This window comes from Alkalibacillus almallahensis (assembly GCF_011761495.1).
Taxonomy (GTDB): Bacteria; Bacillota; Bacilli; order Bacillales; family Alkalibacillaceae; genus Alkalibacillus; species Alkalibacillus almallahensis.
Genome location: NZ_JAASRU010000010.1, coordinates 91,643 through 105,433, shown reverse-complemented (window position 1 = coordinate 105,433; position 13,791 = coordinate 91,643). Strand labels below are relative to the sequence as shown.

Genomic DNA, 13,791 nt, shown 5'->3' with positions numbered 1-13,791 from the left:
TGTCAGATACACTCTCCTTAACTTTGGTAGGTTATGGGTTGAGTATATCATGACATGTCCTTTTATAGTGTCTCGCTTAATTTTACAATCGAGGTTTGGAAAGAAGGGATTATTTGCAAAAGGTGGATCATGAATGGTTGGAAGCGGCAGTCGATCTTGGTCTGTCACCTCAACCATTTCATATTGAAATGGTATCTTCGGCTTCATTAGATGAATTGCAACAAAAAGGTTACGCCAAAAGACTCACATTACATAAACCTTCTCATGCATCAACTAAAGTGACCGAATTGTTTGATATTGTCGATCAAACGGTTTATATACGGGATGACCAACCAGAACATATCAAAATACTGATTACCGCACATTGCTTAGCACATGCAGATTTTATAAATCAAAACCATTATATAGTCACCATGATACAAGCATTTAAAGAACAATATCCTGTCATGCGACGACAATTTGAACAAGCAAGAGAACAACTAAGCCATTATGATTTCTTATCGTTAAATCATTCTTTATATGATTTATATCAATTTATTCATATTCATGAAGAGGACGTTGAGTGGATTCTAACGAACATGAATTTGAATGCGCCACTTGTGAAATTATGGCGTGTGTTCGATTTCGAAAATCTCTTATTTAAAACGATAGGCCAAACAAGTCTCATGAATGAAGGTTGGGCTACCTTGTATGAGCGTCTTTTATTAAGACATAATCATTCATACACCCCTGCTGTAGAAAAAGTAGTCAATGAAAAGAATCGCCCGTATCCTACTGGTATTAATTTATATCGTTTAGGTGAAAAACTATGGGAGGAAGTTGATGAAAACCAGCGTTTTAGAATACGCTCAATAGCAACTGACTCCTCTTTTTTAGAGCGATTTTACTCACCAACCATTCACTATAACGATCTTATATCAATCCTTCATCCCAGTCAGAAAGGAGCAAGAAATAACTATCCGTCTGTTAAACAACAGCTTCAAGTAACAGCTCGTTACCAAGGAAAATTACGGATTGATTTAGATCGTGAATCTACATTAAATAAAAATGAAGTCACTTTTCGCTACCCAAAAGAACAGTATCATGACATTAAAATCCGAAAAATCATTCAATCTCTAGAAGCACTATTAAAACACCGCGTTTATATAAAACCAATTTAATGGTCATTCACTAAGACTAATAGCCTGTGGTCATTGTTTGGATTTTAAGAAAAAATGCTCATAAAACATTGTCAATTACACCCCCCTATGCTAATCTTAAGTAAGAATTGTCGAATTTAGAAAATTCATTATTCAATGAACTTTTGGATTATTAAAGAAGTGGATCTAAAAAAGGGGGAGTAACGATGGGGAAGTTACAAAAATGGCGAGAAGAATGGCTTGAAAAAGGAAGGCGACGAAAACAATCGAAACGTGAAACTGAAAGCGATATACATAAAACAAGATTTTTTTCTAATTTATCAATTGGTAAGAAGTATGGTTTAGTTCTTATATTTACTTTATTACTGTTCACAATTGCTTCAGGAATTGTTTTTATGCAAGCTTACAATTCCGATCAGACTATTAATGAACAGGTAGGATTAAGTGAAGCAGCTATTGAAGTAGGTGAAATGGAATCCCTATTTCGTGGGAAAGATATTAGAATTAGTGATTATGTGATGTTGAAAACGAATGACCATATTAATGAATATCGTAGTATGAACGAGGAATTTGTGGCTATAGCTGAAGATGTTGGAAATCGTCTAGGTTCTGAACAGCAAGGCCTTCTAGATCAAATTTTAACGAACAATGAAGAAATTACGAATATTGTTGAAGAAGAAATTGTTTATGCTATTGGTGAACGTGACGAACAAGCAGCATTAGGTGGTCGTTCAAAAGTTGAATCTATTCGTACTGAAACGACTGGTATGATTGACGAGCTTCGTCAAATGGTGATTAATGATTTTAGCGCTTCAGCTGATGATACGCGCTCAGCTATGCTTGAGATTCAAACAGTTTTAGTGACGGGGATTATTGTTGCTGCAATTATTGCTATAATAGCACTAGTCTTAATTAGTCGAAATGTTAATAAAAATATACACTCTGTTGTTGAAGTCGCTGATCAAATTTCAGAAGGTGATTTATCAGTTGAAGATGTGCAATATCAAGGAAATGATGAACTAGGAAGACTAGCATCGTCGATTAATACCATGAAATCGAATTTACGTGAAATCATTTCAAGTGTTTCCACTGCTTCTGAATCCGTGACCAATAAAGGGGAAGCTATGACAGCATCGGCTCGAGAAGTTAGCGAAGGTAGTGAACAAATCGCTTCAACTATGCAGGAACTTTCGTCTGGGACTGAAACCCAAGCCCAAAGTGCTTCTGCTTTATCGGAAATGATGGAACAATTAGTACGGAAAGTACAGGCTTCATATGATGGTGGCGAACATGTTTCACACGCTTCAGAGGAAGTGTTAGAGATGACACAAGAGGGTCGATCGATGATGAGTGAGTCGGTTACTCAAATGAGTCAAATCCATCATATTGTTGAAGATGCAGTTGAGAAAGTCAAAGGTTTGGATCGACAATCAAACGAAATTTCTAAATTAGTCCAAGTGATTGAGGATATTGCTGATCAAACTAATCTACTCGCATTGAATGCAGCGATTGAAGCGGCACGTGCAGGTGAACACGGGAAAGGTTTTGCAGTTGTTGCTGATGAAGTCCGTAAATTAGCTGAGCAAGTCAGCCATTCTGTCGGTGATATCACAGGTATTGTTGGCTCTATACAAACAGAATCGAAACAAGTCACTCAGTCATTAGAATCGGGTTATCAAGAAGTCGAACAAGGCTCAGAGCAAATCAAACACACAGAGCAGACCTTTATTCAAATCAACGACGCTATTAATAATGTCGTGAGTCAAATTCAAGAGATTACGTCTAACTTAAAAGATGTATTAAATGATAGTCAAGAGATGAATAAGTCAGTCGAGGAGATTGCATCGATTTCAGAAGAATCAGCTGCTGGTGTGGAACAGACAGCATCATCAGTTGAAGAAACGAATAGCTCGATGGAAGAAATTTCTCGGGCGACTGATGATTTAACGAAATTAGCAGAAGACTTAAATAGCCAAGTTCAACAATTCAAGCTATAATAGAAGGAGAGACTGAAAATTCAGTCTCTCCTTTCTAACATTTTAAGCGAGGTGGTTGTGTGCGACTCGTATCGATCTGTCCCAGCAATACGGAGATCTTAGCGTATTTAGAAGCAACTGATCAATTAGTGGGTGTTGATGATGATAGTGATTGGCCTGAAGCTGTCAATGAATTACCTAGAGTAGGAAGAGATTTAAACATTGATATAGAAGCGGTCCGTGCATTGAAGCCAGATTTAGTATTGGCTTCATTAAGTGTACCTGGTATGGAACGAAATATTGAAAAACTAGATGAGGCTCAAATTCCTTATATTATTCTCGATCCTAATTCATTAGACGAAATTGCACAGGATTTACTGACAGTAGGGAAGGAAATAGGAAAAGAGGCTAAAGCACAAACAGTTTATGACCAATTTAAGTCCCACTTAGACAAATATCGAGCCATTTCCCGGGAAATAAAATATCCGAAAGCGTTATATTGGGAATGGTGGCCGAAACCATTATTCACACCAGGCAAACTAAACTGGTTATCTTACATAAGTGAATTAGCAGGTGGTTATAACATTTTCAAAGATTATGATCAGGCGAGTGTACAAGTAGAATGGGAAGAGGTATTAGAGCGAGATCCTGATGTCATTTGTATGGTATGGGTTGGTGTTCAAGAAGCTAAGATGAACCCAGCGATTATAAAAAAACGGGAACAAGCTAATACCTTATCAGCGATTCAAAACGAGAATATTCATGTGTTGGAGGAATATTTATATTGCAGGCCATCACCACGATTAATAGAAGGTTTAGAGAAAATTGCCTACTTATTACATCCGACGCATTATCCCAAACCAACTAAAGATTAAGATGAGAGAAGGTGTCAACATGGGGGAAACATCAATGATGACAGATGAGGGAGTTGAACAATCAAAACTACTAGCGATTAAGCGTGGTTCTTTTGCTGGATTTCCTATCTTTTTAGGTTATTTACCCATTGCGATTGCTTATGGTGTCTTAGCACAACAATCTGGTTTAACAACATTTGAGACAACGATGATGAGTGTTTTAGTCTTCGCAGGGGCAGCGCAATTCATGGCAGCAAATATGTTTGCTCAAGGGGCTATGCTCGTACAAATTGTCATTGCGACATTCGTTTTGAATTTTCGTCATTTCATTATGAGTATGTCCTTTATTAATAAGGTTCGAGAGTTTCCGATGCGATGGAAATTCGGGTTAACATTAGGTTTAACAGATGAAACATTTGCCGTATCATCCTTAAATGGTCATGAAGCTAAGAAAGAACATAGTACTTTTTATTTTTTAGCTTTAATTTTAATAGCTTACATAGGATGGGTGTTTGGAAGCTTTTTAGGAGCTATATTAGGTGATGCTCTACCTGCAACATTAAGTGACAGTATGGGGATCGCTTTATACGCAATGTTTATAGGATTGTTAGTGCCATCGATTAAAAAAGAATGGCGTGTTGGGATCATTGCAGTAGCTGCAATGGGTGTTAATTATGTTTTAATGAATATACTTGCAGTTGAAGTAGGCTGGGCTATTGTCATTTCAACGATCTTAGCAAGTTTACTTGGAATTGTCGTCATGAAGGAGGATGAGGCATGATTATAGCAACAATTATAGGTATGGCGATTGTGACGATGGTGCCTCGGTTTATTCCGGCTTTTATTATGGAGAAGGTTCAACTTCGCCCTTGGCTCAATCGTTGGCTAAATGCGATTCCATTTGCAGCATTAGGGGCTTTGATTTTTCCTAGTATTCTAACGGTAATACCAGATCAGCCTTGGATTGGTTTAGCAGGAGGTTTAATAGCTGTTGTTATTGCATTATTTAATGTAAATGTTATCTTTGCAGTGTTAGGTGCAATTGCGACCGTATTTTTATTGACTTTTTAAAAAAGAGTGAGGGATACTCATGAACATAAGACGAGCACGTGTTGAAGATGCTGAACAAATTGCAAAGGTTCATGAACAAACATGGATTGAAACATATCAACCGATCATTGAACAAGATGATTTGCAACAAATAACGTCATTTGAGTACCGTAAGATTATGTGGGAGACCGCATTACAAACGAATCATCACGTATTTGTTCTAGAAACGTTATATGAAGAGATTGTAGGCTTTATTGCAGGAGGTAAAGTAAGGACAGATTACTTAGAAGTTGAAGGAGAAATTTATAATATATACGTGTCACCTGATTATCAAGGTGGTGGCTATGGAAAAGAACTACTACGTGCTTTTGTAGAGGAATGTGAGACGATCGGCTATCAATCGCTACTCGTGTGGATCCTAACCGATAACCCGAATGGAGAATTTTATGTGCGCTTGGGTGCGCGGCCGATGGAGGCAGAAAACGTGACGATTGGAAAGGGTACCTATGAAGAAACGGCATATGGGTGGTATGATCTCCAGATGTTAAAGCAACTTTTGGAATCTTCACATTCTAAGTCTTAAATTTTATGCTCATAACAAGATTTAATATTAAGCTGTGAGAACAATTTAATAAAATTGCTAAAACTTACTAGTCCCAAGCTAGTAAGTTTTTTTTATGTAAAATTAAAAAAAGTATATATAAAATTGCATAAATTTTCTTACAACCCCCAATAATGATTGGTCGAATTTCGTAATGTATAAGTAATAATACATAGAAAGGATGATCACATGAAAATGAAATCTTTTGTCTACTCATTATCAGCCGCAACGTTGACGGGAGCTCTGTTTCTATCTCCAATCGGCACATTTGCGAACGAAAGTGTAGATGATTCTGAAACAACAGAACAAGACCAGGATGAACAAAAGGAAGAAAAGGCAATTGAAGAGCAATTATTTACTTATTACACACAACTATCTGAGGAATTGTCGAAAGCCATCGAAAATGAAGACACTGAATTAGCTCAAGACATTTTAGCTTGGTCAGTAGAAGAACTTGAATCTGCTTATGAAGCTTATGAATCAGGCGATCTCGAAACAGCCCAGACAAAACTAAACGAAGTTTTAGCTGTATTAGAGGAAGCAAGACAAGCAGAGGAATCTGAAGAATCAGATGAAACTAACAATAAAGAAGGCACAGAAGAAGAGGACGAATCATCTAATGAAGAAGAGAAAGAAGAAAGTGATGAGGAAGAATCTTCTGATGAAGAACAAGTTGGACAAAATGTATTGTCTCTAGCAACAGCAATGGAAGATAAGAAGAACCCAGTTGCTAAAGCGGCCCTAAAACGTAATATTGAGCGTTCATTAGAGCGTTTAGAATCGAAATATGATGACGATCGTTTAGCATCATTATATGAATCGTTAAATGAAATTACTGATGAATTTGCAGAAGATAACAGTGAACAAGATGAATCCACTGATAATAAAGAAGAAAATAACCAAGAAGACTCAACTGAAGAAGAGCAAAACAACGATGAAGGCACATCAGAAGAGGAACAGAACGATGATGGAACTGAAGATAATAAAGAAAATGAAGAAGTAGCACAAGAAGAAAAGACTAAATCAGATGAAGAACAAGACGAAACAAAAGGTGACGTCACACAAAATCAATTAGTGGAAACAAATGAGGAAAATGAAGAAAAAGATGAACAAAAAGAGCAAAAAGAAGAAAAAGGTAAACAAGGACCGCCGGAATTTGTGAAAGAAAAGAAAGAAAAAGCTTCAGAAAACAAAGCCCAAGGAAAAGCAAAAGGTAAGGGCAAAGCTAAAGGCAAAGGCAATGGAAAAGGCGGACCGAATGGCAAATAATCGCGGATCACTTTGCTAGGCAAAGTATCTATATAACACCTCTCTCCCAATAAGCTAGACCCTGATGTTTTTAAACATCAGGGTCTTGTTTTTAGTTAAAAAATTTGGTTAAAACCTAACACGCGAAAAGAAAATTTGAATAAATTACATTAAAGGTTCAGAAAATTGTTGCAATTATCTTAAAAATTTAGGATAATAGAAAAAAGGAGTAAGGGGGAAGGGGCCATGAAAAAACAAGTTACCTCTTATGTACTCGTGAAAAATCAGTTTCCAAGTGAAACGACATTCAAAGCGTATCGTGACATTCCTTATGAGGTTAAGTTAGCATCACGACTATTCTTAGATGAAATAACTTACACCTTTAACAAACAACGTCTTGAAGAACAAATCAATGATGCGCTTGACACTGGCGATGTTCAGTCATTCAATGAACTTAGCCAACAGTATGGTAAATATGTAAAATAAGCTGAAATGGACTCAGAAGCTGCCTGATTTTAGGCAGCTTTTTATTGTGAAATGAGTACGAATTTGTATGACGTATGTTAAAATTGTGTCGTAAATAATCAAAACTTAACAATGTAAAAAACATTGAAGAGTGATTTGAATTTAAAAAGAAAATGATAGGGGAATGATTGTGAAACGTATTATAGGCATCTTTGGTATGGTATGCATCATTGGAGTGATGAGTGCATGTCAAACAGAATCCGAAGTAAAAACAGGACAAGAAGTAGCAGCAAGTGAAGAAGCCTTAGAAAACAAATCCAATATTGAATTATCGGGTGATGATGAAACAAATGAAGCTAATGAAGAACAAAAATCAAATGAAACAAATGGTGGGGATGTAAAAGTAGTTGATGAACCAACGGCTATGGATGTTGTTGTTAATAAGCAACGGAAGTTACCAGAGGGTTATGAACCACCTGATTTAACAACACCAAATGTTGAGTTTCATGTTGTGAATAATGAGCGCAAATATATGCGAGCTGAGGCCGCTAAAGCACTCGAAGATTTATTCCGAGCAGCTGAACAGCAAGGTCATCAATTAGTTGGCATTTCAGGCTATCGTTCTCAACAAACACAAGCTGCAGTATTTGCTTCTAATGTTGATCGAAACGGTCGTGAACATGCCCTGCAATATTCCGCTCAACCAGGTCATAGTGAACATCAGACAGGATTAACAATGGATATTTCAACAGCACAAAATGATTACGCTCTTACAGAATCATTTGGTAACACAGCAGCTGGACAGTGGGTGGCAGATAATGCGCATAAATATGGTTTTGTCATTCGTTATCCTGAAGGAAAGAGTGATATAACAGGCTATGGTTATGAACCTTGGCACTTACGTTATTTCGGAGAATCAATTGCGACAGAAATTCACGAGGCCGATGTGACAGTGGAAGAATATTATGGTTTAGTTGAGTAAATCGTTTAAATTCACAGAAAAAATGCTTATAATAAATAGTGGTTATGTTCGTAAATTTAAAGGAGGATCTAATCATGGAATATCGTATTGAACACGATACATTAGGTGAAATGAAAGTACCAGCCGATAAGTATTGGGGAGCACAAACGCAGCGTAGTTTACAAAATTTCCCGATTGGTAATGAAACGATGCCAAAGGAAATTATTGAAGGTTTTGCTACTCTTAAAAAGAGTGCTGCTCGGGCAAATGAATCACTTGGTTTATTAGACCAGGATAAGGCTAATGCTATTGCACATGCTGCTGATCGTGTATTAGCAGGGGAATTATTTGACCATTTCCCACTTGTTGTGTGGCAAACAGGTAGTGGGACACAATCGAATATGAATATGAACGAAGTGTTAGCTTTTGTAGGGAATGAGTGGTTAGCACAACAAGGAAAAGACACACGTCTACATCCGAATGATGACGTCAATAAATCACAAAGTTCTAATGATACGTATCCGACTGCATTACATATCGCAGCCGTTAAAAAGGTTGAGGATCACGTATTACCAGCTTTAATACAGATGAAAAACACATTAAAAGAAAAATCTGATGCATTTTATGACATTGTGAAAATTGGCCGTACGCATTTACAAGATGCAACTCCACTAACTTTAGGACAAGAAATTAGTGGTTGGCATCGTATGTTAGAAAAAACAGAATCCATGATCAATGATTCATTAAAATATGTACGTGAAATTGCATTGGGTGGAACGGCTGTTGGGACAGGGATTAATGCTCATCCTGATTTTGCTGAAGTCGTTGCAGATAAAATAAATGACGAAACGAATGGCGAATTCATCTCAGCACCGAATAAATTCCATTCTTTAACGAGTCACGACGAACTTGTGCATACACATGGAGCACTTAAAGGTTTAGCAGCTGATGTGATGAAGATTGCTAATGATGTGCGCTGGCTTGCTAGTGGCCCGCGCTGTGGTATAGGTGAAATTGAGATTCCAGCGAATGAACCAGGAAGCTCAATTATGCCGGGTAAAGTTAATCCAACACAGAGTGAAGCGATTACGATGGTTGCAACACATGTAATGGGTAATGACGCTGCCATTGGTGTTGCAGCAAGCCAAGGTAACTTTGAACTTAACGTTTTCAAACCTATGATTGCTTATAACTTCTTGCAATCTTGTCAACTTCTTGGTGACAGCATGAAGTCATTTGACGAGCGCTGTTTAGTAGGACTAGAACCGAATGAAAAAGAAATTAATAAAAATGTTAACGATTCACTTATGCTAGTGACTGCATTGAATCCTCATATTGGTTATGAGAACGCAGCAAAAATTGCCAAACACGCTCATGAGCATGATCAAACATTGCGCGAAGCGGCGGAAGATACAGGGCTGCTCTCGGGTGAGGAATTTGATCGCCTTGTTAATCCTAAAGAAATGACAAAACCTAACGCAAAATAACAAGATTTACCGTTATAATTGAAAGCCTCCTGTTTACAATAAAGGTTACACAGGAGGTGAACAACATGGCGCAAAACAACAATTCAAATCAACTCGTTGTACCTGGTGTTTCACAAGCTTTAGATCAAATGAAAACGGAAATCTCTCAAGAATTTGGTGTACAGCTTGGACCAGATTCAACGTCACGTTCAAACGGCTCTGTTGGCGGTGAAATCACAAAACGCCTAGTTCAAATGGCTGAACAACAAATGGGCGGCGGACCACAAGCCTAGCCATGAGAAACGGATTGAATAGGATGAGGAGGGTCTTACTAAAATAAGACCCTCCTTTTCTATTGTGATAACGAATAGCACAATTAAAAGCCTAATAATCAAGGGAAAATATATACTTATACAGCGATTTTAAGTTGATATACGGCGAAAACTGACCTTATACAGCGATTTTTCCAATCGATACAACGAAATACAAAGCATATACGGCGAAAACGAAATTCGGGTGTAGATCATAAAATTGAGCTAGGCCGCGGCCTAGCTCTCATCGTCATCTGCTTTTGCAAATGGTTTATTATTTCGACGAATGTCGTGAGATTGTTCGATTTGACTTTGACCATCTTTAGGATTCACTTGGCCACCAGCTAACCCTTCATTTAACATGCGTTCGACATCTAAATCGAATTCGCTTCGCGGGTCTTTTTCTTGGTTTTTCTTAGATGCCATCCAACACCCTCCTTTATCGTTTAGGTTAACCTGATACAAAAAAATCATGTGTGTAAAATCGCAATGCTAAATCAAATATGCTACAGTATGTAAAGTGAGATTTGTTATGAAAGCTGGTGATAATATGACTGTACTTTTAGTGCTAATGATGGTAGTTGTAGGCGCATTAATAGGTGGCATGACGAACCACTTAGCGATTAAAATGCTATTTAAACCATATAAGGCGAAATATATTGGTCGTTTTCAATTACCGTTTACACCAGGATTGATTCCCAAGCGCCAAGAAGAGTTAGCTGAACAACTGGGTTATTTAGTAACATCACATTTAGTGACACAAGACGCTTTAAAAGAAAAGTTAGTCAGTCCATCGTTCAATCAACAAGTGACAGAAGCTGTATCGCTTAAATATGATGAATGGTGTGAATCTGAAAAACGCACAATCGATCTTTTAAATAATGTGAAATCAGACTGGTCAGCGGAGCAAATTGAGGCCAATTTAACGAAGAAGATTGCTGAACAATTACGCCATATCTATGACCGTGAACAAACGAAGACGTTGCATGAAATATTGCCTGATCAACTGACGCAGACGATCGATGAATCTTTGCCTCAAGCAACACGATATTTATTAGAACAAGTCGATCAATACGTGAATAGTCGAGAAGGTCAAAGAAAAATATCTGAAGCGGGGGCTAGTTTCTTACAAAGTCAAGGCTTTCTAGGAAATATGGTGTCGAATTATTTAGGTGAAGAAGGACTAGTTGAGAAGATTACTCCTGCGATTAATCAATTCATCCGTTCTGATGATACACATGAGACGGTGGAAACGATGCTTCGAGCCGAATGGCATAAGTGGCAGCATCTTGATCTTGCAAGCATGCGACACAAGTTATTGCACGATCAGATTGAAGATCAAATGGCCAATTACATCGTTAATGAATTAGATATTAGGAAATACTTACATGAACCCGTTTCAACATGGTTAAAGACATTCGAATATCAAGCAAAACACGATATTATCCCTAACCTTGTCACGCTCATGCTTAATCAAATAGCTGCTCATCTTGAAACCATTATGAAGCAAATCGATTTAAGTCAAATGGTAGAAAAGCAAGTCAGTCAATTTGATGTGAAACGTTTGGAAAAAATGGTCTTAGACATTTCAAGACGTGAATTAAAGATGATTACGTATTTAGGAGCTTTACTTGGTGGTACAATTGGCTTAGTGCAAGGGTTGATTGTGATTTTTGTCGGATAATTGAGTTTTGACTATACAGCAGGGTAAATCTCTGTTAAAGTAGGGTTCGAATATGTGCAAGTTTCTAGGAGGTATATTGTGTCAAATATTTATGATTTAGCTTACGATTTAGAAAAAGGACTTCGCGAAAGTGAAGAATTCCAAGCGCTAAAAGAAGCGTATGAAAAAGTAATGAACGATCCAACAACGAAGCAAATGTTCGATAACTTCCGTGATACACAGCTTGAATTGCAACAAAAACAAGCTCAAGGTGAAGAAATCACACAAGAAGAAGTTGAAAATGCTCAACAAGTTGTTGAACTTGTTCAACAAAACGAAGATATTTCTAAGCTTATGGAAGAAGAGCAGCGCCTTAATACATTAATTGGCGATGTCAGTAAGATTATCACGAAGCCGTTAGAAGAACTTTACGGTGAAGATGAACAACAACAATAAATAATGATAGGCTGTCGCAACTGCGGCAGCCTCTTTTTGTCTTATCGATGAAATAACACTAAACGTCCATCTGGTGATACACAGCGATGAGTCGACTCTTGATAGCCGTGTTCAGCTAGACGTTCTTTACCAATCTTTGATGCTTCCTCATCGTTTTGTGCTTCAATTGTATCGTCTAATAAGTTCTCTCCCTTTTGTGAAAAAACCGTTAAAAAATAAGTCTTCATGTTTGTCCTCCTCAAGTTTAGTTAGGCTACTTTAACTATATGGAATTTCCGTAGTTTTGTAAATAGTCTGACGCCTTAAAAGCATTTAATAGTAATCGAACGTGCATTCGCTTTTATCTTTTGGTAAAATACATAGTAAGGAGGATCACGATGAAACAGCCGATTCGATTTATACATACAGCCGATTTACATTTAGACAGTCCTTTTAAAGGGATGCGTGAAGTACCAGAAAATATCTTATATGATGTGCAGAACGCGACGTTAAAGGCGTTTGAACGTTTGATTGAACTAGCGGTAAATGAACAAGTTGATTTTGTAGTAATTGTTGGCGATCTATTTGATGTTCAGTCCGCTTCTTTAAAATCACTTGTAACGCTAAAACGAGGACTATCACAACTAAATACGTACGGGATTAACGTTTATATTAGTTTTGGTAATCATGATTACGATATGATGCGTAAAGTTGATTTAACACTACCAGAAAACACATATATTTTTCCAACCGAAGAAGTGTCGGTGACAACATTCAGAAAAGGCGAGACTGAAGCTCACTTATATGGGTTCAGTTATGAATCCAGAGCAGTAAGAGAACCAAAAGTGCATGAATACGAGCGAATTGACCGGTCGGGTTATCATATTGCGACTTTACATGGGAGTCTAAAATCAAATGAAGAGCACGATCAGTACGCGCCATTTCAGTTGGAAGATTTGAAAGCAAAACCATTTGATTATTGGGCGCTCGGGCATATTCATAAGCGTGATTTATTAGCGCAAAGACCTTATATCGTCTATCCAGGTAATATCCAAGGTCGTCATATGAAGGAAACAGGGGAGAAAGGTTGTTATGTTGTGGAATTAACGGAACAACAAACTAACCTCTCCTTCCATTCATTACATGATGTGCTTTTTTTAGATGAACAAACGACCGCCTCATCAAGTGATAAAATCGACGATCTTGTCAAAGTGTTGGCTGATTATAAGGATCAATTAAGGCATCAACACGGTAAGGTTTGGTTACGTCTTCAAGTCATCGTACCAGATATTCTTCAAGGCTATGAAACAGAGTTGTTACAGTGGCTAAATGAGCAGGAAAATCAAGCATCTAACTGGATATGGTTAACTTTTTTAGAGTTAAAAACGAGTGTTTCCTACGATCGTAACCAGCTTAAACAATCGAATCAATTTGTTGGTGAAGTGATTAAATTATCAGAGGAACATGATAAAAACCAAGTGACGACTTATTTAACCGATTTACTTCAACATCGCCAGTTCAAAGATCATATCGGAACATTTAGTGATGAAGAACTATCAGATATTCAAGACCAAGCAGAACAATTAGTCATCAATCAATTACTGAATGATAGAAGGGATTAA

Annotated in this window: 16 protein-coding genes; 14 read left to right on the top strand and 2 right to left on the bottom strand. The window is 37.4% G+C overall.

Annotated features, from left to right (window positions below):
- The first annotated feature begins 113 nt into the window (after positions 1 to 113).
- From FHR85_RS10115 to FHR85_RS10065, 11 genes are all read left to right on the top strand, one after another.
- The gene (locus FHR85_RS10115) at positions 114 to 1,160 is read left to right on the top strand and encodes a SpoVR family protein (RefSeq protein WP_167262820.1); all 1,047 of its coding nucleotides are present in this window, start codon (positions 114 to 116) and stop codon (positions 1,158 to 1,160) included.
- 185 nt (positions 1,161 to 1,345) lie between these two features.
- The gene (locus tag FHR85_RS10110) at positions 1,346 to 3,136 is read left to right on the top strand and encodes a methyl-accepting chemotaxis protein (protein WP_167262818.1); all 1,791 of its coding nucleotides are present in this window, start codon (positions 1,346 to 1,348) and stop codon (positions 3,134 to 3,136) included.
- Between the two features lie 59 nt (positions 3,137 to 3,195).
- On the top strand, positions 3,196 to 3,990 hold the full coding sequence (locus FHR85_RS10105; protein ID WP_167262816.1) for a helical backbone metal receptor: 795 nt from the start codon (positions 3,196 to 3,198) through the stop codon (positions 3,988 to 3,990).
- Between the two features lie 19 nt (positions 3,991 to 4,009).
- Complete coding sequence (locus tag FHR85_RS10100; protein WP_243864223.1) at positions 4,010 to 4,750, top strand: AzlC family ABC transporter permease; 741 nt, start codon at positions 4,010 to 4,012, stop codon at positions 4,748 to 4,750.
- A complete protein-coding gene (locus FHR85_RS10095; protein ID WP_167262814.1) occupies positions 4,747 to 5,040 on the top strand; it encodes an AzlD domain-containing protein in 294 nt (97 codons plus the stop codon). Before FHR85_RS10100 ends, FHR85_RS10095 begins: the two co-directional genes overlap by 4 nt.
- Before the next feature lie 19 nt (positions 5,041 to 5,059).
- Positions 5,060 to 5,602 (top strand): GNAT family N-acetyltransferase, encoded by a 543-nt coding sequence (locus FHR85_RS10090; RefSeq protein ID WP_167262812.1) that lies wholly within the window; start codon positions 5,060 to 5,062, stop codon positions 5,600 to 5,602.
- Between the two features lie 207 nt (positions 5,603 to 5,809).
- Positions 5,810 to 6,889, top strand: coding sequence for a putative sodium/potassium/calcium exchanger (locus FHR85_RS10085; protein WP_167262811.1), 1,080 nt, complete (start codon positions 5,810 to 5,812; stop codon positions 6,887 to 6,889).
- A 225-nt stretch (positions 6,890 to 7,114) separates the two neighbouring features.
- Positions 7,115 to 7,354 (top strand): IDEAL domain-containing protein, encoded by a 240-nt coding sequence (locus tag FHR85_RS10080; RefSeq protein WP_167262809.1) that lies wholly within the window; start codon positions 7,115 to 7,117, stop codon positions 7,352 to 7,354.
- Between the two features lie 163 nt (positions 7,355 to 7,517).
- The gene (locus FHR85_RS10075) at positions 7,518 to 8,315 is read left to right on the top strand and encodes a M15 family metallopeptidase (protein WP_167262806.1); all 798 of its coding nucleotides are present in this window, start codon (positions 7,518 to 7,520) and stop codon (positions 8,313 to 8,315) included.
- Positions 8,316 to 8,389: 74 nt separating this feature from the next.
- Complete coding sequence (gene fumC, locus FHR85_RS10070) at positions 8,390 to 9,781, top strand: class II fumarate hydratase (protein WP_167262804.1); 1,392 nt, start codon at positions 8,390 to 8,392, stop codon at positions 9,779 to 9,781.
- Positions 9,782 to 9,846: 65 nt separating this feature from the next.
- Positions 9,847 to 10,053 carry an alpha/beta-type small acid-soluble spore protein gene (locus tag FHR85_RS10065; RefSeq protein WP_167262802.1) on the top strand — a complete coding sequence of 69 codons (207 nt, stop codon included), beginning with the start codon at positions 9,847 to 9,849 and terminating at the stop codon, positions 10,051 to 10,053.
- A gap of 255 nt (positions 10,054 to 10,308) precedes the next feature.
- Here the strand turns inward: FHR85_RS10065 and FHR85_RS10060 are convergent, their stop codons facing one another.
- A complete protein-coding gene (locus FHR85_RS10060; protein WP_167262801.1) occupies positions 10,309 to 10,497 on the bottom strand; it encodes a hypothetical protein in 189 nt (62 codons plus the stop codon).
- Positions 10,498 to 10,621: 124 nt separating this feature from the next.
- Here FHR85_RS10060 and FHR85_RS10055 point away from each other — a divergent pair, with 124 nt between their 5' ends.
- A complete protein-coding gene (locus FHR85_RS10055) occupies positions 10,622 to 11,755 on the top strand; it encodes a DUF445 domain-containing protein (protein ID WP_167262800.1) in 1,134 nt (377 codons plus the stop codon).
- A gap of 78 nt (positions 11,756 to 11,833) precedes the next feature.
- Positions 11,834 to 12,190 (top strand): YlbF family regulator, encoded by a 357-nt coding sequence (locus tag FHR85_RS10050; protein ID WP_167262799.1) that lies wholly within the window; start codon positions 11,834 to 11,836, stop codon positions 12,188 to 12,190.
- Positions 12,191 to 12,231: 41 nt separating this feature from the next.
- Here FHR85_RS10050 and FHR85_RS10045 read toward each other — a convergent pair whose 3' ends face one another.
- Positions 12,232 to 12,417, bottom strand: coding sequence for a YhzD family protein (locus tag FHR85_RS10045; protein ID WP_167262798.1), 186 nt, complete (start codon positions 12,415 to 12,417; stop codon positions 12,232 to 12,234).
- Positions 12,418 to 12,567: 150 nt separating this feature from the next.
- On the opposite strand from FHR85_RS10045, the gene FHR85_RS10040 reads away from it, so the two are divergent.
- Positions 12,568 to 13,791: a metallophosphoesterase family protein gene (locus tag FHR85_RS10040; RefSeq protein WP_167262797.1), complete on the top strand. Its 1,224-nt coding sequence runs from the start codon at positions 12,568 to 12,570 to the stop codon at positions 13,789 to 13,791.